This is a genomic window from Pseudomonadota bacterium, from assembly GCA_013285445.1.
GTDB lineage: Bacteria > Pseudomonadota > Gammaproteobacteria > Xanthomonadales > Wenzhouxiangellaceae > Wenzhouxiangella.
The window spans coordinates 649,792-675,269 of record CP053448.1; the positions used below are offsets into that span (position 1 = coordinate 649,792).

Here is a 25,478-nt window from a genome sequence, read left to right on the forward strand (position 1 = left end):
CCCGTGAGGCGAACCGTCAATCGCAGGATCAACGATCAAGGAAGATCAGGAATGAGACAGTCTTTGGTGACCATCACGGCCGGATGCCTGCTTGTCGCGACGGCCGGCATTGCAGGGTCTGCCAGGGCCGATGATCAGGCCGGGTCCGTCGAGCGGACCTTCGATCTGCAGTTTGAATCAGCGGTGCTGGCCCGCAAGGGTGAGAGTGTCCTGACCCATGCCGAGGTCGATGCCTACATGAGCCAGATTCCCGAACAGCACCGGGCCGGCGTGCTGTTCGACCGCGAGCGAATCTCGCGGCTGATGGAGAATCTGATGCTCAAACGCCAGGTGGTCTCCGAGGCTGTCGCCGCCGGCTTTCATGCCCGACCCGATACGCAGGCCAAGCTCTACCACGCCCTGGTCGAAGCCCTGACCAGTATCTACCTCGATCACTACGTTGACACCAACGATGCCGAGAGCTACGAGGCGCGCGCGCGCGAGCTCTACCTGCTCGATCCGAAGCGTTTCGCGGGACCTGATCGTCTCGACTTCGCGCATATTCTCATTGTCGATGAACCGGGCCGGGAACTGGCCGCGATGCGACGCATCATCGAAATCTACGAGCAGGTTTCCGAGCAGCCGGCGGCGTTTTCCGAGCTGGCTGTCGAGCACTCCGGGGACCCGTCGGTCGAGGACAATGCGGGTGTGTATTCCGATGTCGCTGTCAATGAGCTGGACGAGCGGTTTGCCGATCACCTGCTGGATGTCGAACCCGGGCAGATTACCGAACCGTTCCTGACGCGGTTCGGCTGGCACGTCGCCCGGCTCGATGCGATCAAAGAATCCGTGCCGGAATCCTTCGAGGCGGTCCGGGATCGCGCCATTGAAACCGTGCGCGAGGAACATCGCGCGGAACTGCGTGATGAGTATCTCAAGCGGCTCAATCAGTCCGGTTCCTGGGAGTTCGTGGAAGGCGGCCTGGATGCGCTGCTGGCCCGCTACGGCGTCGCTCCTGGCGCGGATGGCGCGCTTCAGTCGGCGGTGCCGCTGGAAGAGACCGGCCCCTGATACCGCTGCTGACCGCAAGCGAACGCTGAAGCATCACGAGAGCGCGGGATTCCGGTGCGCGTACTGCCGCAACTGATCGCGCGCGATATCGCCTCGCGCCTGATCGGGAGCTACAGCGGCTGGGTCTGGGTGGTGCTCAACCCGCTGCTCCTGCTGGCCGTCTACGCCTTTGTCTTTGGCCTGATCTTCCGCGCGCGGGTGCCGGCCGGTCTGGACATGCCGTTCATTGCCTGGCTGGCCGTCGCGCTTTGGCCCTGGCTGATGTTCTCCGAGGGTGTGCTGCGCGGCGCCCAGGCCATACGCGAACACGCCGCGCTGATCTCCAAGGTTGCACTACGCCGCGAGCTGCTGGTCGTCTCGTCGGTCAGCGCGGTCTTCCTGCTTCACCTGGCCGGTTATCTGGGTGTGCTGCTGGTGCTCCAGCTCACGGCCACCGCGATCAGCTGGCTGGCGCTGGGCAACCTGCTGTTTCACCTGGCCACGCTCTATGTTTTCGCCGCTGGTCTGGCGCTGGCCCTGGCCGCGCTGCAGGTGTTCGTGCGTGATCTCGAGCAGGCGGTGCCGACGCTGTTCATGTTCTGGTTCTTTCTCACCCCCATTCTATACGCGCCTGATTTTCTGCCTGGCGATATGGGCCAGTGGCTGCAGCTCAACCCGGTAACCTGGTGGATGGAAGGCATCCGTTCGGCGCTGCTTCACGGTCAGCGCCTGCCGGGCATGGATGCCCTCTGGCTGGTCGGTTTTGCAGCGTTGTCGGGCTGGGGCGGGCTGGCGCTCTTTCGCCGTCTCTGCCCCCATTTCGAGGACTTCCTGTGAGCGCGCCGCTGCTTCGGGTTCAGGGGCTGAGCAAGCGCTATCCGCCCACCGCACAGCCGCGTGAGCGCCTGAAGGCGTTCTGGCAGATTCTGTGGCGCAATCGGGCCGAGGGGGGTATTGACGTGCTGACCGACATCGGCTTCGAGGTCCGTCCGGGCGAGTCGCTCGCCGTGATCGGCAGCAATGGTGCCGGCAAGTCCACGCTGCTCAAGCTGATCTCGGGCGTGCTGGCGCCGACCGCCGGCAGGGTTGAAAGAAACGGGACCTCGGCGGCGCTGCTGGAGCTCGGCGCCGGCTTCGACCCGGAATATACCGGGCTGGATAATCTGCGCATGAACGCCGCGCTGCTCGGGCTGTCGCGACGCCAGATCGACGAGCGGCTCGACGACATCCTCGCCTTTGCCGATATCGGTGCCTCGATCGACGAGCCGGTCAAGCACTACTCGTCCGGCATGGTCGTGCGCCTCGGGTTTGCTGTCGTCGCATCGGTACGACCGGATCTCCTGATCACCGACGAAGTGCTTGCCGTTGGCGACGAGTCGTTCCAGAAGAAATGCATCCGCTGGATCGAGGGCTATCTCGACGCCGGCGGCACGCTGCTGATGGTTTCGCACAACATGTACCAGGTCCAGAAGCTGTGCCGACACGCGATCTGGCTGGACGGCGGTCGGGCCCGGGCCATGGGGGATGTGTTCGATGTCACCCAGTCCTACCTGGCCTGGCACGAGCGCAAGGACGCGCGCCAGCAGACCCGGCAGACCCGGGCCACGGTGCGGGCCCCGTATCGGGTTGACCGACTGCTGATCAACGGCGCCTCCGACACTGAAGTCGTGCTGGAGCATGGTGACGGTCTGCGCATTCACCTTGAGCTGGTTTCACCCGAGGGCCGGCCACCGGCGGCCCTGATCGGGCTGGTGCGGGTAGACGGTACGCCGGTCTATGGCGTGGCGACCGACCATGACGGCGTGGTGCCCGAGCCGCTGGCCGACGATCGTTTCGCCATCGTGCTCGACTTCCCCCGTCTGCCCCTGCTGCCGGGCGGGTACGCGGTGCGCGCCCACGCCCTCGATCCGGAAGGGCTCAGGCTGCATGACACGGTCGAGCGCCCCTTTACCGTACGCGGGCGCTCACGCGAACTTGGCCTGGTGCGCATCGAGCACAACTGGCGTTCGCCGTGACCGCCATCGTCGTCCCGATCTTCAACGCACCGGAGGCCACCCGGCGCTGCCTGGACGCGCTTGTAGCGACCGTGCCAGCGGATCAGCCGGTGGTATTGATTGACGATGCCTCAGACGATCCGGCGATCGAGTCGGTGCTGGCCGCTGTGCCGGAGCACTGGTACCGGGTGCGTAATGCGCGAAACCTGGGGTTCGTGGCCAGCGCGAATCTCGGCCTGGCGGTGACCGCCACGGCCAACGTGGTGCTGCTCAACGCCGACACCTGCGTCACTTCAGGCTGGCTAACGGCCATCGAGCGCTGTGCGGCCAGCGACAAGGGCATTGCCTCGGTTACGCCACTGACCAACAACGGCGAAATCGCCTCGATCCCCGAATTCTGCCGGCCCAACCCATGGCCCGAGAATCCCGAACGCTGGGCATGTGCCTGTCGTCAGGCCGGCCCGCCAGACTATCCGGAGGTGCCCACCGCGGTCGGCTTCTGCATGTTCCTCCGGCGTGACTGCCTGGATCGAATTGGCGTATTCGACGAGGCCGCGTTCGGACGCGGCTACGGCGAGGAAAACGACTGGTGCCTGCGGGCGACAGCCGACGGCTGGCGACACGTCTTGTGTGACGATGCCTATGTCGCGCATCAGGGCAGTGCGAGCTTTGGTCCGCTGGGGATTCGGCCAGGCGGCCAGGCAATGGAGACCCTGCTGGCGCGCTACCCCGACTACATGGAGCGCGTTCGCGCCTTCATCGACGCCGATCCCATGGCCGAACGCCGGCACAGAATCATCGAGGCCTATCGTGCCGCAGCCGACTGAGTGACGGGTTACACCCTTCCGCGCCTGCGTTCAAATGGCGGATCTCGTCTCCAGGCGATCGCGACCGGCCAGCCGAGCGGTTAAACTGATCGCGCACACAATTGACGGCCGCGAGATGTCCGATCAACCCGCACTCGAATTCACCGGTGAGCGGTTCACGCCGGAATGCGTTCGTGAAATCGCCTACGAGCACTGGCACCGCTATGCCTGGGCTGCCGGACTGGTCAGGGGCCGGCGCGTGCTCGATGCCGCCTGTGGTGAGGGCTACGGCAGTCAGCTTCTGGCCCGCACTGCCCGGTCGGTGACCGGCATCGACATCGACCAGGCCACGGTCGAACATGCGCGCAGCCGATACGGCAGCGAGCGCCTTGGCTTCGATTGCGGAGACTGCACGCGGCTGCCCTACGACGACGATGCCTTCGAGGTGGTCGTATCGTTCGAGACGCTCGAACATCTCGAGGCGCAGGACGACTTGCTCAGCGAGTTTCGCCGCGTGCTGCGTCCAGACGGCTTCGTGCTGCTGTCCTCGCCTGACCGCAGCATCTACAGCGATGAGCGCGGCTACGACAATCCGTTTCACGTGCGTGAGCTCTATCGGGATGAACTCGAGGCACTGCTGGCGCGTCACTTTTCCGCCTACCGGCTGTGGGGCCAGAAGCTGATGTTCGTCTCGGCGCTGTGGGCACTGGACGGACACGGCCCGAGTCAATGGCTGGTCGACGACAACGGTGTGGTCGCCGAGGCGGCGCGGCCAGGCTGGCCACCGGTCTATTTTCTGGCTGTGGCCAGCGCCGAGGAGCGCTATTTGCCCGCAGCGCCCGCGCAGTCGATGTATGGCGACCGCAGCGAGTCGGTGTATCAACACTACAATGAGGAAGTGGCGCGTCACATTCGGGCCGGCCACCTCCTCGCCGAGCGCGAGGCGGAAATCGAGCGTTTGCGTGCGCGCCTCAAGCGCCCCTGGTGGCGGCGCCTGCTGGGACCATGAACAATACCGGTCCGCTTCATCCGCTCGACCGCGTCACCGCGGTCATCGTCAACTTCAACTCCGGTCGGTGGCTCGGTCGTTGCGTGCGCAGCCTGCGCGACCATGGTGCAGGCCGGCCGCCGGTGCTGGTCATCGACAACGCCTCGGATGACGGCAGCGTCGAGGAGCTGCCGGCGCTGCCGGGCATCCGGGTGCGGCGGGCGCACGGCAATCTCGGATTCGGACGCGGCGTCAATCAGGCGCTGCGCACGATCCGCACCGAATACCTGCTGATCATCAACCCCGATTGCCTGATTCTGCCGGCGGCCATTGAGCGCCTGATCGAGGAACTCGAGGCCTGCCCCGAAGCCGCGATGGTTTCCGGCCGGGTATTCGACATGCGCGGCAGCGAGCAGCGCGGCAGCCGGCGGCGTTTGCCCACCCGTCGGCACGTGCTGGCCGAAATCAACCCGCTGGCCGGCCACAACGGTATTGATCTGACCGCCGATCCGGCGCCGGACGGACCGATTGAAGTGGAGGCGGTCTCCGGCGCCTGCATGCTGATGCGCACTCAGGTGTTGCGTGACCTGGGGGGCTTCGACCCGGACTTTTATCTGCACTTCGAGGATCTCGATCTGATGGCCAGGCTCGCTCAGCACGGCTGGCGCATTCGGCTGGTTCCGTCGGTGTTCATCTCCCACGCCGGCGGCGTGTCCTCGCGCCAGCGCCCGGTGCTGGTGATGCTGAACAAACATCGCGGGCTGTGGCGCTATCTGCGCAAGCACTGCGCCGGGGAATGGGTCTTCTGGAACCGCGCGCTGTGGTGGCTGATGATCGTCGTTCATGCCGCCTGCATGGTGCCGGTCACGTTGGTCCGGCGCCGGTGAGCGAAGCACCCGTTGTCCTGCTGTTCGGGGCGAGCGGTCCGGCTGGCCGGGCGTTCATCGAGCGCACGGCAAACCAGGGCGTGCGCGTGCTGGCGGTCTCTCGGAACCAACCGACTCGTTCGCTGCCGCACGTGACCTGGCTGCAGCACGACCTGAGCAGCGGGCCGGTGGACGTCCGCGCATCCACCCTGGTCAGCTTCGGACCACTTCAGTTCGTGCTTGACCAGATGGACCGGACACCCTTTGTCGGGCGCATCGTCGCGATCAGCACCGCCAGCACGCGTTTCAAGCGGCATTCACCGGACGCCGGCGAGCGCGCCCGGATGGCCGCGATTCAAGCGGCCGAAGAGCGGCTCGCAGCAGTGTCCGGGCAGCGCAACATCGTGCTGACCCTCATCAAGCCGACCCTGATCTACGGTGGCGGTGACGGCAATGTTGACCGCGTTGCCGAGCTGGCCAAACGGCTGCCGTGGGTGCCGGTTGCCGGCCATGGACTGCGCGCGCCGGTTCACGCCGATGATCTTGCCCGGCTGGCCCATGCCTGCCTGGCGGTCGGCGGCGCCAGCGCCGGCACCTGGTGGCTTGCCGGCGGCGAGACGCTGGCGTATCCGGATATGGTTCGGCGCATTGCGGCGGCCCGCGGTCGCAGCGTGCGGGTCGTTGTCTTGCCTTGCTGGCTGCTGAAGATAGGGCTGCGCATCGCCCGGCTGGCGGGTCGACTGCGTGACGTCACGCCGGTCATGATCGAACGGCAGCGCATGGACCTGGTGGTCGACGACCAGCCCGCGCGCGAGCGCCTGGGCTGGAATCCGCGTCCGTTTCGCCCCTGAAAGGCCCCGGGCGGGCTCGGCGCCGCGGCAGATGACCCGAGCCGCTATTTCAGGCGCTTGTATTTCAGCCGGTGTGGCCCGGCCTGGTCGCCGCGCCGGCGTTTGAGATCCTTCTCGTAGTCGCTGAAGTTGCCCTCGAACCATTCGACCTGGCTGTCGCCTTCAAAGGCGAGCACATGGGTGGCGATGCGGTCGAGGAACCAGCGGTCATGCGAGATCACCATGACGCAGCCGGGAAAGGCCAGCAGCCCTTCTTCCAGAGCGCGCAGCGTCTCGACGTCGAGGTCGTTGGTGGGTTCGTCGAGCAGCAGGACGTTGGCGCCGGATCTGAGTACCTTGGCCAGATGGACGCGGTTGCGCTCGCCGCCGGAGAGCTGGGCGATGCGCTTTTGCTGTTCGGCGCCCTTGAAGTTGAAGCGGCTGGCATAGGCGCGTGCCGGGATCCGGTAGTGGCCGACGTGGATCTCTTCGGCGCCGTCGGAGATCTCCTCCCATACCTGGCGCTGACCGTCGAGGCTGTCGCGATGCTGGTCGACGTAGCCGAGTTTGACCGTTTCGCCGACGTCGAGATGACCACTGTCGGGTTGTTCCTGACCCGTGATCATGCGAAACAGCGTTGTCTTGCCCGCGCCATTGCCGCCGATGATTCCGACGATCGCGCCCGGCGGCACCTTGAAGCTCAGATCCTCGATCAGCAGCCGGTCGTCGTAACCCTTGTACAGGCCGTCGACCTCGATCACCTTGTCGCCCAGCCGCGGGCCCGGCGGAATGTAGATCTGCTGGGTCTCGTTGCGCTTCTGGACGTCTCTGGAGCTGAGTTCCTCGAACTGCCTCAGTCGCGCCCTGGACTTGGCCTGTCGGCCCTTCGGGTTGGCCCGCACCCACTCCAGTTCGTGCCGGATTTCCTTCTGGCGGGCCTGTTCCTGCTTCTCCTCCACGGCCAGCCGGGCCTCCTTTTGCTCCAGCCAGGAAGAGTAGTTGCCCTGGAAGGGCAGGCCGTGACCGCGATCCATTTCGAGGATCCAGCCGGCGACGTTGTCGAGAAAGTAACGGTCGTGGGTCACGGCCATGACCGTGCCCGGGAATTCGTCGAGATAGCGTTCCAGCCAGGCCACCGACTCGGCATCGAGGTGGTTGGTGGGCTCATCGAGCAACAGCATGTCGGGTTTCGACAGCAGCAGGCGGCACAGGGCCACGCGGCGGCGCTCACCGCCGGAGAGCACGTCCACTCTGACTTCCCAGTCGGGCAGCCGCAGGGCGTCGGCGGCGACTTCCAGGGTGCGCTCGATCTCCCAGCCGCCGGCCGCATCGATCCGGTCCTGCAGTTCGGCCTGTTCGTTGAGCAGCTCGGTCATCTCCTCGTCGCTCATCGGCTCAGCGAACCGCTCGGAGATATCCTCGAAGCGTGCCAGCATGTCTCGCACCTCACCGATGCCGTCCATCACCACGTCGCGCACGGTCTGTCCTTCTGGCAGCTCCGGCTCCTGCGGCAGGTAGCCGATGCGGATGCCCGGCTGCGGACGGGCTTCACCGTCGAATTCGGTATCGACGCCGGCCATGATCCGCAGCACCGTGGATTTGCCGGCACCGTTCAGGCCGAGCACGCCGATCTTGGCGCCGGGAAAGAACGACAGCGAGATGTCCTTGATCAGGGTGCGGTTAGGCGGCACCACCTTGGACACGCGGTGCATGGTGTAGACATACTGGGCCATCGAAGCAATCCGTTGGGTGTGTTGCGAGTGCGAGAATGTGGGGGCGAGTGTAGCGGATTGCCAGTCGGTGGTGAGGGATCAGGGCGCCACCTGTTCGCCGCAGGCCAGGGTGGCATCCCCGACCGACGAGGCCGACTACGCCGTGTAGGTCGGGGTCGCATCCCCGACCGACGAGGCCGACTACGCGCTGTAGGTCGGGGTCGCATCCCCGACCGACGAGGCCGACTACGCGCTGTAGGTCGGGGTCGCATCCCCGACCGACGAGGCCGACTACGCGCTGTAGGTCGGGGTCGCATCCCCGACCGACGAGGCTGATCGACGCGGGCAATAGGGTAAGCTTGTCAACCGTCTTTAATCGGAGATTCAAGCGATGAAGGTCCTGGTAACCGGCGGCGGCGGCTTTCTCGGCCGGGCCATCGTCCGCCAGCTGCTCGACCGCGGCGACACGGTCACCACCATCAACCGTTCCGACTACCCGGAGCTGGCGGAGCTCGGCGTGACCTGCCATCGCGGCGATATTGCCGACCGCGAGGCGGTCATGGTCGCGGCCGAGGGCGCCGACGCGGTCATCCACGTGGCCGCCAAAGCCGGCCCCGGACTGCGGGCCGCCGATTTCCTGGCGACCAATGTGGTGGGGACCGGCAACGTCATCGATGCCTGTCGTCGTCGCGGTATCGGCGTGCTGGTGCACACCTCCTCACCCAGCGTGGTGCATGCTGGAGTCGACATCGAAGGAGGCGACGAATCGCTGCCTTACCCCGACCATTATGCCGCGCCGTATCCGGCAACCAAGGCCGAAGCCGAAATGCTGGTGCTTGGTGCCAGCGATGACCGCCTGAGGGCCTGCGCGCTGCGTCCGCACCTGATCTGGGGGCCGGGCGACAACCAGCTGCTGCCGCGGCTGATCGAGAAGAATCGTGCCGGTCGGCTGAAGCTGCCGGCGCCGGACAAGCGCATCGACACGGTCTATATCGACAATGCGGCCCGGGCGCACCTGCTGGCGCTGGATAACCTGGCCGGGGCCGGTTCTGCCGCGGGGCGGGCGTATTTCATCTCGAATGGCGAACCGCGCGCGGTGCGCGACATGCTGGCTGCGCTGCTCGAAGCCGCCGGCGAAACACCGCGGATCGGTCATGCCCCGCGGGCCGTTGCGATGATTGCAGCAACGGTGACTGAGTGGCTCTGGCGAGGCCTCCGGCGGCGCGGCGATCCGCCGCTGTCGCGGTTCGTGGTCGAGCACCTGGCCACCGCGCACTGGTTCGATCTGAGCGCGGCGCGGCGTGACCTCAGCTACAGCCCGGCGGTCAGTATCGACGAGGGACTGCGCCTGCTGCGCGATGCACAAGGCGGCCGGTTGTCAAGCACACCATGAGTGACCGGGTAGACTGCCGGGTTAACAGGAACGCGACTGAACACGCCGGCGGCCTCGCCGCAGGCGGGAATTGATGCGCTCGATCAGCGAGCGGCGCAGCCAGGCCCGGTCGGCGGGTTGAACCCGGTCGTAGCCGCCGTACTTGAGCTTGATCCAGGCGTTGCGATCGATCCGGCAAAGATAGTCGAATAGCCTGTGGTTGAATGGATGCAGGCCGGGCTTTCGAACGACCGCTGTGCCAAGGTCGATGATGAATGGATGCTGGTCGTCGGCCCGGACCATGATGTTGTCGCGGTTCTTGAGATCGCCATGAGCGATGCCACGCTGATGCATGGCCGTGATTGTGGCCTGCAGGTTGGCGAAGAATCGCTCCCGCTGCAGCAACGTTGCTTGACGCAGCGGAACCCCGGCGATGCGCTCGATGACCAGGTGGCGGTCATCGAACAGGCCGTGGCAACGGGGGAAACCGGGTAGCCCCTGCAGCTGGCGGTAGGCGGTATGCTCGCGTCGCAGAGCGTGGCGCCACAGCATGCCGGCCAGGCGGCGCCCGACCGGCATCTTGACGACGAAGCGGCCTTCCCGCGCGTTGACCTCAAGCAGCTGGCCCTGGCTGGAGCGCGCAATCAGCCGATGGCGCGCCGGGTCGAACGACTTCAGGGCGGCGGCCAGCGGCGGCAGATTCGATGGGCTTCGAGTCATGGCGATATCCTACCCGGGTGCCGTCCTCCGGGGTGCGCGCCATCACAGGGCTCGAAAAATCCGGTTCCGGCCCCCACAATACGCAGGCCGGACAGATTTGTTCTGAATCCATGGGGATGACGAGACATGCCGATCTACGAGTACCGCTGCCAGGCGTGCCAGCACGAACTGGAGAAGCTGCAGAAGATGACCGATGATCCGCTGATTGACTGCCCTGCCTGCGGCCGTCCCGCATTAACCAAACTGGTCTCGGCGGCCGGCTTCCGTCTCAAGGGCGGCGGCTGGTATGAGACCGATTTCAAGAAGGACAACAAGCGTAACCTGGTCGGCGAAGGCAAGGGCGAAAAGCGCCCGGATGCCCGGACGGACACCGGCGGCGACAAGCAGCCGGACAAGAAGCCGGCCGCGTCCAGCGAAAAAAGTGGCGGCGCAAGCAGCGCCTCGACCGGCCAGGCGGCCTGATCGATGCGTTCACACCTGTGTGGAGACGTCAATGAGGCCCTGGACGGCCAGACGGTCACGGTCTGCGGCTGGGTCAATCGCGCCCGTGACCTCGGCGGGCTGATCTTTATCGGCCTGCGCGATCATGCCGGCGTGCTTCAGGTCGTGGTCGAGCCCGACAACAAGCCGGCTTTTGCCGAGGCCGAGAAGCTGCGCAACGAATTCTGTGTTCGTGTGACGGGCCAGGTGCGCTTGCGACCGGAGCGTCAGCGCAATGCCGGGATGGCAACCGGCCAGGTCGAACTGCTTGCCGATGGCCTCGAGATTCTCAGTGTCAGTGCACCGCTGCCGCTGCTGATGAGCGATGAGGATGGCGAAGAGGTGCGCCTGAAGTACCGCTACCTGGACTTGCGCCGAGAACGCTTGCAGAGAAACCTTCGGCTGCGTGCCCGACTGACCGCCGCCATTCGTTCGCAGCTCGACCGGCAGGGTTTTATCGACGCCGAAACCCCGATTCTGACGCGCGCCACACCCGAGGGCGCGCGCGACTACCTGGTCCCCAGCCGCGTGCAGCCGGGCCGCTTCTTTGCCTTGCCGCAGTCGCCGCAGATTTTCAAGCAGCTGCTGATGGTGGCCGGTCTGGATCGCTACTATCAGATCGCGCGCTGCTTTCGGGACGAGGACTTGCGCGCCGATCGGCAGCCGGAATTCACCCAGCTCGACATGGAAATGTCGTTCGTTGAAGAGCGCGACGTTCAGGCCGTGGCCGAGCATCTGATACGCTCGGTGTTCGAACACGTGCTCGATGTCGAACTGCCCGACCCCTTTCCGCGCCTGTCCTACGCCGAGGCCATGGACCGCTATGGCTCGGACAAGCCGGATCTGCGCATTGACATGGAACTGGTCACGATCTGTGAGCAGGTCCGTCACGTCGAGTTCAAGGTCTTCTCCGGCCCGGCCGGTGATCCGGCCTCGAAGGTGGCTGTGCTGCGCGTACCTGACGGTGCAAAGCTGACGCGCCGGCAGATCGATGACTATGCCGATTTCGTCGGTCGCTACGGGGCCAGGGGGCTGGCCTGGATGAAGGTCACTGATGCCGGGGCCGGCATTGATGGTGTTCAATCGCCCATCGCCAAGTTTCTCGACCAGCAGGCCGTATCCGGCATCCTGGGCAAGACCGGCGCGCAGGACGGCGATATTCTGTTTTTTGGCGCCGGGGAGAAGATGACGGTCAATGCCTTTCTCGGCGCGCTGCGCGTCAGGGTGGCAAAGGATCTCGGACAGGTCAGGGATGGCTGGAAACCGCTGTGGGTGGTCGACTTCCCGATGTTCGAGTACGACCGGGGGGAGGGTCGCTACTACGCGCTGCATCATCCGTTTACCGCGCCGGCAGTCGACGATGCGGATGCGCTCAAGGCCGACCCGGCCGGCGCGCTGTCGCGCGCCTACGACATGGTGCTCAACGGCGCCGAGATCGGCGGTGGCTCGATTCGTATCCACAATCCGAAGCTGCAGCAGGCGGCCTTCGACGTGCTCGGCATCAATGCAGACCAGGCACAGGCCCGCTTCGGTTTCCTGCTCGAGGCGCTCCAGTACGGCTGCCCGCCGCACGGCGGTATTGCCTTCGGTATCGACCGGATTGCCGCGCTCATGGCCGGCGAGGACTCCATCCGCGAGGTCATCGCCTTTCCCAAGACGACCAACGCTTCCTGCCTGCTGACCGGTGCCCCGGCCGCGGTCGAGCCCGGCCAGCTGGCCGAGCTCAAGCTGGATCTGACGACCCGGGACTGAAGGCGCCTTGAATCGCAAGGTAGACAAGCAGCGGAGCCGCATTGTGATTGTCTTTGCGGCCCGGGTCCGGTGCGTTGCAGGGGGCTTGGCCGGCCAGATCCCGGATATCGGCAAAGGGGGCCGTGGCCGGTGAAGCGATGCGTGGTTCTGGTCCACGGCCTGTGGTATGGCCCGGTGAGCCTGGCACTGCTGGGCCGGCGCTTGCGCAAGGCGGGGCATGAGGTGCACTGCTTCGGCTATCCGACGCTTCGTCAGTCGCTGCCGGCCAACGCCCGGGCGCTGCGCGACTTCATCCGGTCACTCGATGTCGATCGCTGTGATCTGGTCGGCCACAGTCTCGGGGGGCTGGTTATCCTGCGCATGCTCGACGAATACGGCGACATTCCCCCGGGCCGTGTGGTGCTGCTTGGCAGTCCGGTCTGGGGCTCGGCCGTGGCCCGCCGCGTGGCCGGCAAGCGACTGCTTCGGCCACTGGTCGGTCAGGCCCGGGCCGCCCTGGCGGTCGGTTTTGATCGCGCGCCGCCGGGGCGCGAAACCGGCGTGATCGCCGGCGAACGGTCGGTAGGGGTCGGTCGCCTGTTCGGCGGTCTGTCCGGACCCGACGACGGCACCGTGGCAGTCGATGAGTGCCGTCTGCCTGGCGCCGATCTGATAACCCTGCCTGTGACGCATACCGGCCTGGTGGCGGCGCGATCGGTCGCCGATGCCGTGTCAGTGTTTCTGCAGTCGGGCCGGTTCGGCCACGATCACTCCCAGGGGTTGCAGTCGTAACCGGCCATGCGGATCAGGCGCTCGACTTCCAGTACGCCGCTGCCCAGGCCGCCTTCGGTAAAGTCATAGCCCAGCAGCAAGCGCTTGCAGTCCAGCACTTCGACGATCAGGGTGCCGACCGAGGCGATCGCCACGTCGTTCTCGTCGAAGCTGCCCGGTCCGGCCGAGAAGAACTCGCCACCGTAAAGTTCGAGCATCTCGAGTTCGACCTGATCCAGACCCGGAGGGAGATTGCCGGCGGTGCCGATGACCCAGAACGGGAAACCTTCGAAGTAGGTAAAGAAGATGGCTGTGACCGAATTGGTATCGTTGGCGGCCTCACCGACCTGGAGCACCAGCCCGGTGAACGGTATGCCGTCGATCGTGTACTGCCCCGACATGCGGCCGTGCAGGGCCGGGAACTCGAACTGGGGTGGATCGAGCGCGGGCACGTACCCATCGATCGTGAACAGCTCGGCTTCGGGGATCACGCCGCTGGCATAGTGACCCCAGAAGAACTCCAGCGTGAAGGTGTCGTTGTAGTCGGCCGGCGTGAATACCCCGTCACCCTGCAGGGCGAACGGGTCGACCGCCAGCATGTAGGTGATCGGCGCCTGGTTGAGCACGTCCCCCGAGGCCCCGACGTCGCCGACGGCCGGGTGTCGAATGAGCTGAGCCTTGTGCATCGGCAAATCGACCTCGCCGGCCTCGGCAAACACCCGCGGAATGATGACCGGCCCGCTGCCGGACACGCGCTGCAGTCGGACCATGACAACCGAAAAACCCGGGTCGGGGCAGCCCACGCGCCAGATCGTCACCCGCATGCGCGCATCGCGCGTCGGGCTGCCGACCGAGGGCACATCAACGTTCACATCCCACAGGGTGTTGTCGCTCGAGGCCGGTTCCGGCGGCAGCGCGACGGCTACGCAACCCGGCGGAAAGGGGGACTTCAGATCGGTCAGTACGTTGATTTCGCCGGTAGCCGCCGCGCGACCGGCAAGCAGAAGCATCAGGGCAGTCAGGAGATAGCGCATGAGTTGACGCCTTCGGGTGAGTCTGTACCGCATTCTAGCGCCTCAGCCTGACCGATGGCTGAACAGGATTATCCGGCTCCCTAGCCGTGCGGGTCCGGGCAGTGAAACCCCGCGGCGCCGGAAATGTCGGCAAGAGCCGGGTTAAAATGCATCATTTGAACCGACACAGGAGGCACGTGACGCATGGCCGGTCACAGCAAGTGGGCCAATATCCAGCACCGCAAGAAGGCGCAGGACGCCAAGCGCGGCAAGATCTTCACTCGCCTGATCCGCGAAATCTCGGTGGCGGCACGGGAGGGTGGCGGCGATCCGGAAGCCAATCCACGTCTGCGCCTGGCCATCGACAAGGCCAACAGCGCCAACGTGCCCAAGGACAACATCGAACGGGCCATCAAGAAGGCCACCGGGGAGCTGGGAGGCGCCGCCTACGAGGAGATCCGCTATGAGGGCTATGCGCCCGGCGGCGTGGCGGTGATGGTCGACTGCCTCAGCGACAATCGCAACCGGACTGTCGCTGCCGTGCGCCACGCCTTCAACAAGCATGGCGGCAACCTGGGCCAGGACGGCTCGGTTGGCTACCTGTTCGAACGCAAGGGCGTCATCACCTTTGCGCCGGGCACCGGCGAAGATGCCGTCATGGACGCCGCCCTCGAGGCCGGCGCCGAGGATATCGTCAGCGATGACGACGGATCGATCGAGGTGCTGACCGCGCCGGAGGATTTCGAAACGGTACGCGACGGCCTGCGTCAAGCCGGGCTCGAATTCGAGGAGGCCGAAGTGACCGAGCGCGCCAGCACCCTGGTCGAGCTGGATGTCGAAAGCGGCCGCCAGGTGCTCCGCTTTCTCGATGTGCTCGAGGACCTCGACGACACCCAGAACGTCTGGTCGAATGCCGATATTCCGGCGGCTGCCTACGACTGATGCGCATCATCGGCCTCGATCCGGGTTCGCGCATCACTGGTGTCGGCATCATCGACAGCGAGCGGTTGATTCATGCCGAGGCGCTACAGCTGGGCAGCGGTCCGATGCCCGAACGCCTGGCGGCGATCTTTGTCGGCGTCAGACGGCTGATCGATCAGCATCACCCGGATGTGGCCGCGATCGAAACGGTCTTCATGAGCCGCAACGCGCAGGCCGCGATCAAGCTGGGCCAGGCGCGCGGCGCGGCCATCTGCGCGGCGGTCAGTGCGGGGCTGGCGGTTCATGAGTACGCGCCGCGGGCGATCAAGCAGGCCGTCGTCGGACGCGGCGGGGCGGCCAAGCAGCAGATCCAGCACATGACGCGCGTGCTGTTGAAGATCGACGGCGATCTGGGCGAGGACGCGCACGATGCGCTGGCCGTGGCCTTGTGTCATCACCACACGGCCCAGACCGCCAGCCGGCTGCCGCCGGGCGTCGTGCTGCGATGATCGTGCGTCTGTCCGGGACCCTGCTGGAGCGCCGGCCGCCGGCGCTGGTGGTCGATGTCGGCGGTGTCGGCTACGAGGTCGAAACACCGCTCAACGTGTTTGACCGGCTGCCGGCCGCCGGCCAGCCGGTCACGCTGCTGACCCATCTGGTGGTGCGCGAGGATGCACACACGCTCTACGGGTTTCTCACCGATGCGGATCGGCAGCTGTTTCGCGAGCTGCTCAAGGTCTCGGGCATTGGGCCGCGGCTGGCGCTGGCCATCCTGTCGGGCGTCAGCGGCGACGATTTCGCGCTGATGGTCGAGGCCGGCGACAGTCAGGCACTGACGCGATTGCCCGGCATCGGCAAGAAGACCGCCGAGCGGCTGATCCTGGAGATGCGCGGCCGCCTGCCCGAACGCGACGGGACGACTGCCGCCGTCGGTGGCGGTGATACCGCAGCCGAGGCGCGTGCGGCGCTGACCGCGCTGGGCTATTCTTCCTCCGAGGCGCTGAAGATGGTGCGGGCGGTGGCTGACCCCGAGCTGCCTGCAGAGGCCCTGATCCGCGCGGCTTTGAAGAAGAAGATGCAAGGATGATGTACCCCACCGCTGGTGCTGCAACATTCGGAACGCGCCTGCGGCGGCACGCCTGCGCAGGGCAAACCGGAAAGCGCTCCCCTGCGGCGTTGGCAGGCACTGTCCGGATCACTCGAACCCACACAATCAGCGGCGGGGCACAATGATGGAATCGGAACGCCTGGTGACCGCCGAAGTCGACAGCGAGGAGGCGCGCATCGAGGCCAGCCTGCGGCCCGCGCACCTGTCCGAGTACATTGGGCAGCCGGAGATGAAGGAGCGGCTTGCCATCTACCTCGAATCGGCCCGCAGGCGCCACGAGGCGCTCGATCACGTGCTGATCTTCGGTCCGCCGGGGCTGGGCAAGACCACGCTCGCCCACGTCGTCGCCCACGAGATGGGCGTCAACCTGCGCCAGACATCCGGGCCGGTGCTCGAGCGCGCCGGCGACCTGGCGGCGCTGCTGACCAATCTCGAGCCGGGCGACGTGCTGTTCGTCGACGAGATCCATCGCCTGAGCCCGGTGGTCGAGGAAGTGCTCTACCCGGCCATGGAGGACTACCGCATCGACATCATCATCGGCGAAGGCCCGGCGGCGCGCTCGATCCAGCTCGATCTGCCGCGGTTTACCCTGGTCGGGGCGACCACGCGGGCGGGATTGCTGACCTCGCCGTTACGGGACCGCTTCGGCATCGTCGAGCGGCTGGAGTTCTATGCCGCCGCCGAGCTGGCCGAGATCGTGCAGCGCTCAGCCGGCATTCTCGACATCGAATCCGATGATGCCGGGGCGGCCGAAATCGCCCGGCGTGCACGCGGCACGCCACGCATTGCCAATCGTCTGCTGCGGCGGGTGCGCGATTTCGCCCAGGTGCGCGCCGACGGTATCATCACCGGGCCTGTGGCCGCCGCCGCGCTCGAGATGATGCAGGTTGACGCGCGCGGATTCGACACCATGGATCGACGGCTGCTGAAGAAGCTTGTTGATGACTTTGGCGGCGGACCGGTCGGAGTGGAGAGCCTGGCCGCGGCGCTGTCGGAAGAACGTGGCACGATCGAGGACGTGATCGAGCCGTTTCTGATCCAGCAGGGTTACCTGATGCGCACCGCGCGCGGGCGCATGGCCACGGCGGCCGCCTGGCGGCATTTCGGGCTCAATCCGCCGGACGCTCCGGCAGGGGACCTGTTTGTCTCCAGCGACGACGGGTCATGAGGCCGGTCGCGGCCCCGACCGGGGTGTTGGGCCGGCTGCGGTTCGGGCGGGTCGATCGGGATCGGCCGACAGATCGTCCGGCATGATCGGCCCGTTCCGCTATCGCGTCTACTGGGAAGATACCGACGCCGGTGGCGTGGTCTATCACGCTCGCTATCTGCATTTTTTCGAGCGTGCCCGCTCGGACTGGCTACGGGCGATGGGCTATCCGCAGAGCGCGCTGCAGGAGCGCGAAAACCGGCTGTTCGTGGTCCGACGCATGCGCCTTGATTTTATCGCCCCGGCACGGCTCGAGGATGAACTTGCCGTCGTCGTCGGCGTCGAACACCTTCGTGCGGCGTCGTTGACCTTCGACCAGGCACTGTTACGCGGTGACGATTGTCTGTGTCGGGCGCGCGTCGAGGTCGCCTGTCTGCGCGCCAGTGATTTTCGACCGGTCCGGCTGCCGGCGAATCTGCGTACGGCCATCGATGGTCGCCTGGAACCTGATGAAACTTCCACGCCGAACCGCAAGGAATCGAGACAACAATGAACGGCGAACTGCAAATCTGGGAACTGATCCAAAACGCCAGCCTGCTGGTGCAGCTGGTCATGCTGCTGCTGCTGCTGGCCTCGCTTGGCTCCTGGATGGTGATTTTCGGCAAGCGCATGATGCTGGGTCGGGCCGAGCGACGTGCCCGCCAGTTCGAGGAAAAGTTCTGGTCAGGCGCCGACCTCAACAAGCTCTATGACGCCGTCGCCGGTCAGCGTGCCGCGCGCGAGGGCGCCGAAGCCATCTTCGAGTCGGGCTTTCGCGAATTCTCGCGCTTGCGCGAGGAGCGGCGCCTGGATCCAGACACGCTGGCCAACGGCGCCCAGCGCAGCATGCGGGTGACGCTGACACGTGAAATGGATCGGCTGGAGCAGCACCTGAGCTTTCTGGCGACGGTCGGATCGGTCAGCCCCTATGTCGGCCTGTTCGGCACGGTCTGGGGCATCATGAACGCCTTTCGCGGCCTGGCCGGGGCACAGCAGGCGACCATTGCCATGGTGGCGCCGGGCATCTCCGAGGCGCTGATTGCTACCGCCATGGGTCTGTTTGCGGCGATTCCGGCGGTCATTGCCTACAACAAGTTTTCCAACCAGGTCGAGCGGCTCGAAGTGCGCTACGACAATTTCAAGGAGGAGTTTGCCGCCATCCTTCATCGCCAGGCTCGCCGTCTGCAGGAGGTTGCACAGCGATGAGCGACCAGCTGGTCATTCGCCGTCGCCGCAAGCGCATGTCGGAAATCAACGTCGTGCCCTACATCGACGTGATGCTGGTGCTGTTGATTATTTTCATGGTCACTGCGCCGCTGATGAACCTGGGGGTGGAGGTCGAGTTACCGACCGGGCAGGCCGGGCCCTTGAGCGATCGGGGTGATCCACTGATGGTCACGGTTTTGGCCTCCGGTGACCTTTACCTGGATACCGGCGACGCGCCCGAGCTGGTCGATGGTGAAACGCTGGTCGAGACGGTGAGCGCTATCGTGGCGCGTAACCCGGAACTGCAGGTCACCGTCAGCGGAGATCGCCATACGGACTACCAGCATATCTATGGTGCGATGGTGCTGCTGCAGCGTGCCGGTGTGCCCGCAGTCGGTCTGGTTGGCGATCCGGAAGAAGACTGAGCTGGCGCCCGGATGTCGTTGCTCGGGCCATGAAACGCTCAACCGGTCAATCGGCCCGGGCGATCAGGGATGGCCTGACCGCGTTCGTGCTCGCGCTGGCCGTTCACGCCGGATTCCTGCTGCTGCTGGTGCTTGGCAGCCGGGACTGGAAGCCGTTCGAGCATCGGCCGGTGCCGGTGCGCGTAACACTGGTTGATCAGGGTCCGGTCGTGATACCCGACAGCGACAGTCCGGAGCAAGTCGTTTCCGAACCCGACCCGGCGCCCGAACCCGACCCGCAACCGGAACCAGAGCCCGAACCCGAACCCGAACCGGAGCCGGAGCCGGAGCCGGAGCCGGAGCCGGAGCCGGAACCGGAGCCGGAACCGGAACCGGAACCGGAACCGGAACCGGAACCGGAACCGGAACCGAATGCGGCTGCCCGGGAGGCGCAGCGACAGGCCGAGCAGGAAACGCGTCGTCAGCTCGAGCGGGAGCGGCGCGAACGCGAGCAGGCGCGCCAGCGTGAACTGGAGGCCCTCAGGCGACAGCGCGAGGAGGCGCAGCGCCGGCGTGAGGCCGAGGAGCGACGTTTGGCTGAACTCGCCGGGAATCGCGCAGACGAGGCGGCCGAGCAGGAAGCGCGAGAGGCGGCCGAACGACTGCGACTGGCCGAGCAACAGGCCGCCGAAGCGGCGCGGCGCGCCACCCTGCGTGAGGAGTACGTTGCGACCATCCGGGAGCGGGTCCGGCGCAACTGGATCCGTCCGCCCACCGCACGACCCGGCGTTCGCTGCGACGTTCGGGTGGTGCAGATTCCGGGCGGAGAAATCATCGATGCGACTATTGTCTCACCGTGCAACGCCGACGACGCGACCCGCCGCTCAATCAGTGCGGCGGTCATGCGGGCCGGCCAGTTGCCCTACCGAGGATACGAGGATGTTTTTGCCCGAGAGATTGTCTTTACGTTTCTGTACGACGGCTAGCACACTGCTGTTCCTGCTGCTGCCGGCACTGGCCGGCGCGCAGCTGCGGATCGAAATCATCGACGGGGTGGAGGGCGCCATGCCGATTGCGGTGGTGCCTTTTGACTGGGCCTCGGAGATGCCCGAGTCGGAAAACGGCGTGGCCGGGATCGTCAGCGCGGACCTGCATCGATCGGGTCTTTTCGATCCCATGGCTGCCGAGGACATGATCGATCGACCGACCCGCGTGCCTGACGTGCGTTTCGGCACCTGGCGACTGCTCAAGGTCGATCATCTGGTCATCGGCAGCGTGCGTGACGCGCCCGGCGGCATGGGCTACGAGCTCGAGTATCATCTGCTTGACGTGCATGCCAGCCGGGTGGTGCTTTCGCAGGCGCTGACCGTCGGCCCGGGCAACCTGCGGGTCGGCGCCCACCGTGTGGCTGACGCGGTCTACGAAGCGCTGGTCGGGGTGCCGGGTGCGTTCACGACCCGTATTGCCTACGTTGTCGCCAGCGGCACCGGTCCGGACGAGAGCTTCGAGCTGGTTGTGGCCGATGCCGATGGCTTCAATCCACAGACCGTGGTGCGAAGTGACGAACCCATTCTGTCTCCGGCCTGGTCTCCGGATGGTCGCAGCCTGGCCTATGTGTCATTCGCCACCGGTCGCTCGCAGGTCATCGTCCAGGATCTCTATACCGGTCAGAATCGAACGGTCAGCGCCGATCGGGGCGTCAACGGCGCGCCGGCATTTTCTCCTGACGGCAGGCGGCTGGCGGTCAGTCTGTCGCGTGCCGGCAGTCCGGACATCTGGATCATCGATCTGGCAAGCGGCGACAGCGAACGCCTGACCAGCCACTGGGCCATCGACACCGAGCCGGTCTTTTCGCCGGACGGAGAGCGCGTCTATTTCACCTCGGACCGGGCCGGCCGGCCGCAGATCTACGTCATGAATGCCAGCGGCGGCGATCCGGAGCGGGTGACCTGGGAAGGGCGCTACAACGCGCACGCCTCGATCGGCCTCGATGAACGCTATCTTGCTGTCATTTACAGCGAGGGCGACGAGGACTACCGGATTGCCATCCATGATCGCGAAACGGAGCGATTGCGTGTATTATCTGACGGTCGGCTTGACGAGTCGCCGAGCTTTGCTCCGAACGGGAGCATGGTGCTGTATGCCACGCGTCGCGAGGGGCGTGGCGAACTGGCCGCGGTATCCGCGGACGGCCGGGTCAGGCAGCGCCTCATTCTCGGTGAGGAAGGTGACGTGCGTGAGCCGGCCTGGTCGCCCATAATTCGATAACGTGACTTTGCCCCCAACAAGATTCAGACCAATCCAGGAGGTAGCATGAAGACTGCACTGCGTTTTCTCGCCCTCGTGATGCTGGCCGCCATCCTGGCTGCCTGCGCGAGGGAAACCGTCGAAGAACCGGCTCCGCCCGAGCCGCCGCCGGCACCGGAACCTGCTCCGGAACCGGAAACCCGGCCGCTGGACCCGCGTGACTACACCGATCCGCGCAATCTGGACAACGCCGACAGCCTGCTCAGCGAGCGCGTGATCTACTTCGAGTTCGACCGCTCCAATGTCCAGTCACAGTTCCGTCCGATCATCGAAGCGCACGCAGCCTACCTTCGGGCCAACGCCAGTGCCCGGGTGATCCTGGAAGGCCATGCCGACGAACGCGGTTCGCGCGAGTACAACCTCGGCCTCGGTGAGCGTCGCGGCAACTCGGTTGAATCGCTGCTTGAAGCCGGCGGCGCATCCGGTCGCCAGCTGGAGGTGGTCAGCTATGGCGAGGAGCGCCCGGTCTGTCGTGAAAGCGACGAAAACTGCTGGCAGCGCAACCGGCGCGTGGAGATCGTCTACACGGCGCGCTGATGTCTGCTGGTCGCTTCACTGCGGGTCTCATGCTCGGGCTGGCCGGCCTTGTGCCGGCCATCCCGTTGCCGGTTCAGGCCCAGGAGAGCAGCAGCGAGCTGCTCTATCAGGTGCAGGCACTGCTTGAGGAAGTGCGTGAGCTGCGTGGCCAGGTCGAGTCACAGCAACGTGATCTGGAAAACCTGCGACGGCGTCAGCGTGACCAATACCTGGATCTCGATCAGCGGCTGCAGCGGATCGAGCAGAACGAATCGTCGGCTGTGGCCGACGTCACGGCAGGACAAGACAGTGCGCCGCCCACGGTGGCCGAACGCGAGCCGATGCCACCGGCCACCGAGGTTCCCGAAGTACGCCAGCCGATCGAGGCTCGTCCGGAAATCACCCCGCTGGCCGATAGCCGTGTGGCCGCGGCACGCGATCTGGACACTGTCGGGGAGGCGGAACAGGCCGCCTACGACCGTGCTTTCGCGGCGCTGCGTGAAACCCGCTACGCGGACGCAGCCGACGGGTTTTCCGACTTTCTGGATCAATACCCTGATTCGCCCTACGCGGTCAATGCATTGTACTGGCTGGCCGAGACTTACTATGTCACGCGTGACTTCACCACTGCGCTGCGTCTGTTTGGCGACCTGATCGATCAGTATCCGGAGAGCGGCAAACAGGGTGATGCGCTGCTCAAGCTGGGGTTCACCCACTACGAGCTTGAAAACTGGAACGAGGCGCGCGCGGCGCTTGAGCAGGTGCGAAGCCAGTATCCGGGTACGACGCTGGCGCGCCTGGCCGAGAGCCGGCTGCGCGACATGCGCCTGGCCGGCCATTACTGACGTCTTTCGTAAGCCGCAACCCGTAACCCCTTTTTCCGCTACCATGGCCGCGTTATGGCAACCCAGCGGCTCCTCGCAGCATGATCGATACCGTCGTCTTCCCCGTCGCCGGGCTTGGTACCCGGTTCCTGCCGGCAAGCAAGGCTGTTCCGAAGGAAATGCTTCCGGTGGTCGACAAGCCGCTGATCCAGTATGCGGTCGAAGAGGCGGCGGCCGCCGGGGCGCGCCGACTGGTGTTTGTCACCGGACGAACCAAGAACGCGATCGCCGATCACTTTGACATGGCCTACGAGCTCGAAACCGAGCTCGAGCAGCGCGGCAAGCACGAGCTCCTGGCCACGGCTCGGGCCTGCCTGCCCGATGGCGTGGAGTGTCTGTACGTGCGCCAGCGTCAGGCGCTGGGGCTTGGTCACGCCATCGCCTGTGCGCGCTCGCTGATCACCGGCGAGTATTTCGGCATCATTCTGCCGGACGATCTGATCGTCCATGACACTGATCCCGCTCTGGCTCAGCTGGTGCGCCATCAGGCCGCAACCGGCGCTTCGGTGATCAGCGTCGAGGCGGTCCCGGCCGAGCGCACGTCGTTGTATGGCGTGGTGGATGTCGAGTCGTTCGCCGGCCGCAGCGGCCGTATTCGGGGCGTGGTGGAAAAACCGGCACCCGCAGCCGCGCCATCGAATCTGGCGATTGTCGGGCGTTACGTGCTCAGTAGCCGCATTTTCGAGCTTCTCGAGCGAACCGAACCGGATCATCGCGGCGAGATCCAGATCACCGACGCGATTGCCAGGCTGCTCGAGGAGTCGCCGGTCGATGCCTATCGATTCGAGGGCCGTCACTACGATTGCGGCTCGAAGCTGGGCTTTCTGCAGGCCACCGTGGAGCTGGGTCGAATGCACCCGGAGCTGGGAGGCGACTTCAGCGCCTGGCTGGAGCGCACTTGAACCGCCGGGAGGCAAGGAACGCAGGCTTTTTGCACGGAGCACCGGCGATACAGCCTCCCGCGCGACGGTCTCTCGCCATTGAGCCATTCAGGCAGAAAAAGAAGATGTCCTCGTGCCCTTTGCCTTTGCGTAAATACGGAACCAATCAGAAAAAGTGATGCAATTGAATGACATGCTGCCGCAGGTGCGCGCAGCCGTGGCCGAAGCCGGCGCGGCGATCCTGGCGGTTTATCGTGATCCGGCCACCACCGAAGTCGTTGACAAGGCCGACAAGAGTCCATTGACCGAAGCCGACCTGGCCGCCAACCGTATTCTGGTCGATCGGCTCAGGGCGCTGGCGCCGGACACGCCGATTCTGTCGGAGGAGTCGAAACACGCGCCCTGGTCGGAGCGTCGGGCCTGGAACACGCTGTGGGTTGTGGATCCGCTGGACGGCACGCGCGAGTTTCTCAAACGCAACGACGAGTTCACCGTCAACGTCGCGCTGGTCCGGAACCAGCGCCCGGTACTGGGCGTGGTCTATGCGCCCGCGCTCGATCGCTGGTACTTCGCTGCCGACGGCGAGGGGGCGTGGCGTCAGGACGACGCGCGCGATCCGGTCGCAATCGAGGTTGGCGAAAAGCAGTTCGACCGGCCGTGGCAGGTCGTCGGCAGCCGCTCGCACAATACCCGGGAGGTCGAGGATTTCGTCGCCCGGCTGGGAGCAGCCGAATTTGTCGCCATGGGCAGTTCGCTCAAGCTGTGCCTGGTTGCCGATGGCTCAGCTGATCTCTATCCGCGCCTGGGTCCGACCAGCGAATGGGACACCTGTGCGGCCCAGGCGGTCGTCGAGCAGGCGGGCGGACAAGTGCTCGACGCCGAGACCGGCGAGGCGCTGCGCTACAACGCGCGCGAGTCGCTGCTCAATCCGTGGTTTATCGTCTGCAGCCAGGCCGATCCGGCCTGGTTTGGCCGGCGCCAGCAGCCCGGCCAAACCAGGCCGGATCGGCCTGGTTTGGCCGGGCTGCTGGCGCCGGCCGGGGACGGTGAACAGGCAGGTTGTTCAGAGACTTTCCGGCGGTGCAATCATGGCTTTGGCCTGACTGCGGCAGGCGTTGATGGCTGCTTCAAGCTGGCGCGTGGTGTGTGGTGAACGGGCGGCATCACGGCTGTCGACTTCGATTGGATCGCCCCAGCAGATCAGGACCCGGGCAAAGGGCAGCGGCAGGGCGGCCAGGTCCCAGGAGCGGTGCAGGGGGATATGGCTGCTGCAGGCCATGGCGCAGGGAAAGATCGGCAGGCCGGTCAGGCGCGCCAGCTCGAGGATGCCGGGCTTGGCCCGGTACACGGGACCCTTGGGGCCGTCTACCGTGATCACCGGACAATAGCCGGCGCGGGCCAGCCGGACCAGGCCACGCAGCGCGCCAGCTCCGCCCCGGCTCGACGAGCCGCGGGTGGTGGCGAAGCCGAGGCGACGCAGGACATAGTCGAGCAGTTCGCCGTCCTTGCTGTAGGAGGTCATGGTGGCGACTGGATAAAAGCGACAGAACGCGAATAGCCCGAGCTCGTCGCCGTGCCACATGGCGATCAGGAAAGGCTCTCCGGCGGCCAGCCGCTGGCTGAACGCCTGCGGTTCGTGCCGGCGCAGGCGCCAGGACCACGACCACAGGCGATAAAACCAGTAGACCAGTCGCGGCATGATGTGTCGTCGGAACATGATGCCGCGAATGATACCCCGGCGGCCACGTCCGCC

28 protein-coding genes are annotated in these 25,478 nt (G+C 65.7%); 24 read left to right on the plus strand and 4 right to left on the minus strand.

Translation table 11 applies throughout. The annotated features are described in order from the left end of the window. Nucleotides 1-51 precede the first annotated feature (51 nt). From HND55_03030 to HND55_03060, 7 genes are all read left to right on the plus strand, one after another. Nucleotides 52-1,050, plus strand: a complete 999-nt coding sequence (locus HND55_03030; GenBank protein QKK01720.1) for a hypothetical protein — start codon at nt 52-54, stop codon at nt 1,048-1,050. Nucleotides 1,051-1,104: 54 nt separating this feature from the next. Continuing rightward, nucleotides 1,105-1,866 (plus strand): ABC transporter permease, encoded by a 762-nt coding sequence (locus HND55_03035; protein ID QKK01721.1) that lies wholly within the window; start codon nt 1,105-1,107, stop codon nt 1,864-1,866. Then, nucleotides 1,863-3,044, plus strand: coding sequence for an ABC transporter ATP-binding protein (locus HND55_03040; GenBank protein ID QKK01722.1), 1,182 nt, complete (start codon nt 1,863-1,865; stop codon nt 3,042-3,044). The genes HND55_03035 and HND55_03040 overlap by 4 nt, the downstream gene beginning before the upstream one ends. Further along, nucleotides 3,041-3,850, plus strand: a complete 810-nt coding sequence (locus tag HND55_03045; GenBank protein ID QKK01723.1) for a glycosyltransferase — start codon at nt 3,041-3,043, stop codon at nt 3,848-3,850. Before HND55_03040 ends, HND55_03045 begins: the two co-directional genes overlap by 4 nt. Nucleotides 3,851-3,965: 115 nt before the next feature. After that, a complete protein-coding gene (locus HND55_03050) occupies nt 3,966-4,838 on the plus strand; it encodes a class I SAM-dependent methyltransferase (GenBank protein QKK01724.1) in 873 nt (290 codons plus the stop codon). Beyond that, on the plus strand, nt 4,835-5,704 hold the full coding sequence (locus HND55_03055; protein ID QKK01725.1) for a glycosyltransferase family 2 protein: 870 nt from the start codon (nt 4,835-4,837) through the stop codon (nt 5,702-5,704). The genes HND55_03050 and HND55_03055 overlap by 4 nt, the downstream gene beginning before the upstream one ends. Then, complete coding sequence (locus HND55_03060) at nt 5,701-6,534, plus strand: hypothetical protein (protein ID QKK01726.1); 834 nt, start codon at nt 5,701-5,703, stop codon at nt 6,532-6,534. Before HND55_03055 ends, HND55_03060 begins: the two co-directional genes overlap by 4 nt. Nucleotides 6,535-6,578: 44 nt before the next feature. Here HND55_03060 and ettA read toward each other — a convergent pair whose 3' ends face one another. After that, nucleotides 6,579-8,246 (minus strand): energy-dependent translational throttle protein EttA, encoded by a 1,668-nt coding sequence (gene ettA / locus HND55_03065; protein ID QKK01727.1) that lies wholly within the window; start codon nt 8,244-8,246, stop codon nt 6,579-6,581. Nucleotides 8,247-8,616: 370 nt separating this feature from the next. Between ettA and HND55_03070 the strand changes: the two genes are divergently transcribed. Continuing rightward, nucleotides 8,617-9,618: an NAD-dependent epimerase/dehydratase family protein gene (locus HND55_03070; protein ID QKK01728.1), complete on the plus strand. Its 1,002-nt coding sequence runs from the start codon at nt 8,617-8,619 to the stop codon at nt 9,616-9,618. Nucleotides 9,619-9,639: 21 nt separating this feature from the next. Here the strand turns inward: HND55_03070 and HND55_03075 are convergent, their stop codons facing one another. Then, complete coding sequence (locus tag HND55_03075; protein ID QKK01729.1) at nt 9,640-10,317, minus strand: hypothetical protein; 678 nt, start codon at nt 10,315-10,317, stop codon at nt 9,640-9,642. A 126-nt stretch (nt 10,318-10,443) separates the two neighbouring features. On the opposite strand from HND55_03075, the gene HND55_03080 reads away from it, so the two are divergent. From HND55_03080 to HND55_03090, 3 genes are all read left to right on the plus strand, one after another. Next, nucleotides 10,444-10,779, plus strand: coding sequence for a zinc ribbon domain-containing protein (locus HND55_03080; protein ID QKK01730.1), 336 nt, complete (start codon nt 10,444-10,446; stop codon nt 10,777-10,779). Between the two features lie 3 nt (nt 10,780-10,782). Then, nucleotides 10,783-12,549, plus strand: coding sequence for an aspartate--tRNA ligase (gene aspS, locus HND55_03085; GenBank protein ID QKK01731.1), 1,767 nt, complete (start codon nt 10,783-10,785; stop codon nt 12,547-12,549). Nucleotides 12,550-12,678: 129 nt separating this feature from the next. Continuing rightward, complete coding sequence (locus tag HND55_03090) at nt 12,679-13,320, plus strand: alpha/beta fold hydrolase (protein ID QKK01732.1); 642 nt, start codon at nt 12,679-12,681, stop codon at nt 13,318-13,320. On the opposite strand, the gene HND55_03095 is transcribed toward HND55_03090, so the two are convergent. Beyond that, nucleotides 13,296-14,333, minus strand: a complete 1,038-nt coding sequence (locus HND55_03095) for a hypothetical protein (GenBank protein QKK01733.1) — start codon at nt 14,331-14,333, stop codon at nt 13,296-13,298. The genes HND55_03090 and HND55_03095 overlap by 25 nt on opposite strands. Before the next feature lie 183 nt (nt 14,334-14,516). Here HND55_03095 and HND55_03100 point away from each other — a divergent pair, with 183 nt between their 5' ends. From HND55_03100 to cysQ, 13 genes are all read left to right on the plus strand, one after another. Further along, nucleotides 14,517-15,254 carry a YebC/PmpR family DNA-binding transcriptional regulator gene (locus HND55_03100; GenBank protein QKK01734.1) on the plus strand — a complete coding sequence of 246 codons (738 nt, stop codon included), beginning with the start codon at nt 14,517-14,519 and terminating at the stop codon, nt 15,252-15,254. Next, entirely contained in the window at nt 15,254-15,742 is a 489-nt protein-coding gene (gene ruvC / locus HND55_03105; GenBank protein ID QKK01735.1) for a crossover junction endodeoxyribonuclease RuvC, read from the plus strand. Before HND55_03100 ends, ruvC begins: the two co-directional genes overlap by 1 nt. Further along, nucleotides 15,739-16,320 carry a Holliday junction branch migration protein RuvA gene (gene ruvA, locus HND55_03110; GenBank protein QKK01736.1) on the plus strand — a complete coding sequence of 194 codons (582 nt, stop codon included), beginning with the start codon at nt 15,739-15,741 and terminating at the stop codon, nt 16,318-16,320. Before ruvC ends, ruvA begins: the two co-directional genes overlap by 4 nt. A gap of 142 nt (nt 16,321-16,462) precedes the next feature. Beyond that, nucleotides 16,463-17,509, plus strand: coding sequence for a Holliday junction branch migration DNA helicase RuvB (ruvB, locus tag HND55_03115; GenBank protein ID QKK01737.1), 1,047 nt, complete (start codon nt 16,463-16,465; stop codon nt 17,507-17,509). An 82-nt stretch (nt 17,510-17,591) separates the two neighbouring features. Then, nucleotides 17,592-18,041, plus strand: a complete 450-nt coding sequence (gene ybgC, locus HND55_03120; protein QKK01738.1) for a tol-pal system-associated acyl-CoA thioesterase — start codon at nt 17,592-17,594, stop codon at nt 18,039-18,041. Further along, complete coding sequence (gene tolQ, locus HND55_03125; protein QKK01739.1) at nt 18,038-18,733, plus strand: protein TolQ; 696 nt, start codon at nt 18,038-18,040, stop codon at nt 18,731-18,733. The genes ybgC and tolQ overlap by 4 nt, the downstream gene beginning before the upstream one ends. Further along, nucleotides 18,730-19,158: an ExbD/TolR family protein gene (locus HND55_03130; GenBank protein QKK01740.1), complete on the plus strand. Its 429-nt coding sequence runs from the start codon at nt 18,730-18,732 to the stop codon at nt 19,156-19,158. Before tolQ ends, HND55_03130 begins: the two co-directional genes overlap by 4 nt. 29 nt (nt 19,159-19,187) lie before the next feature. Then, on the plus strand, nt 19,188-20,123 hold the full coding sequence (locus HND55_03135) for a cell envelope integrity protein TolA (protein ID QKK01741.1): 936 nt from the start codon (nt 19,188-19,190) through the stop codon (nt 20,121-20,123). Next, entirely contained in the window at nt 20,077-21,405 is a 1,329-nt protein-coding gene (tolB, locus tag HND55_03140; protein QKK01742.1) for a Tol-Pal system beta propeller repeat protein TolB, read from the plus strand. The genes HND55_03135 and tolB overlap by 47 nt, the downstream gene beginning before the upstream one ends. A gap of 45 nt (nt 21,406-21,450) precedes the next feature. Next, nucleotides 21,451-21,981: a peptidoglycan-associated lipoprotein Pal gene (gene pal / locus HND55_03145; protein QKK01743.1), complete on the plus strand. Its 531-nt coding sequence runs from the start codon at nt 21,451-21,453 to the stop codon at nt 21,979-21,981. Then, nucleotides 21,981-22,805 (plus strand): tol-pal system protein YbgF, encoded by an 825-nt coding sequence (gene ybgF, locus HND55_03150; GenBank protein QKK01744.1) that lies wholly within the window; start codon nt 21,981-21,983, stop codon nt 22,803-22,805. The genes pal and ybgF overlap by 1 nt, the downstream gene beginning before the upstream one ends. A gap of 80 nt (nt 22,806-22,885) precedes the next feature. Then, the gene (gene galU, locus HND55_03155) at nt 22,886-23,746 is read left to right on the plus strand and encodes a UTP--glucose-1-phosphate uridylyltransferase GalU (GenBank protein ID QKK01745.1); all 861 of its coding nucleotides are present in this window, start codon (nt 22,886-22,888) and stop codon (nt 23,744-23,746) included. A 157-nt stretch (nt 23,747-23,903) separates the two neighbouring features. Further along, nucleotides 23,904-24,878, plus strand: coding sequence for a 3'(2'),5'-bisphosphate nucleotidase CysQ (gene cysQ, locus HND55_03160; protein QKK01746.1), 975 nt, complete (start codon nt 23,904-23,906; stop codon nt 24,876-24,878). Here the strand turns inward: cysQ and HND55_03165 are convergent. After that, on the minus strand, nt 24,789-25,442 hold the full coding sequence (locus HND55_03165; protein QKK01747.1) for a lysophospholipid acyltransferase family protein: 654 nt from the start codon (nt 25,440-25,442) through the stop codon (nt 24,789-24,791). The two genes, cysQ and HND55_03165, sit on opposite strands and share 90 nt — an antisense overlap. Nucleotides 25,443-25,478: the final 36 nt, after the last annotated feature.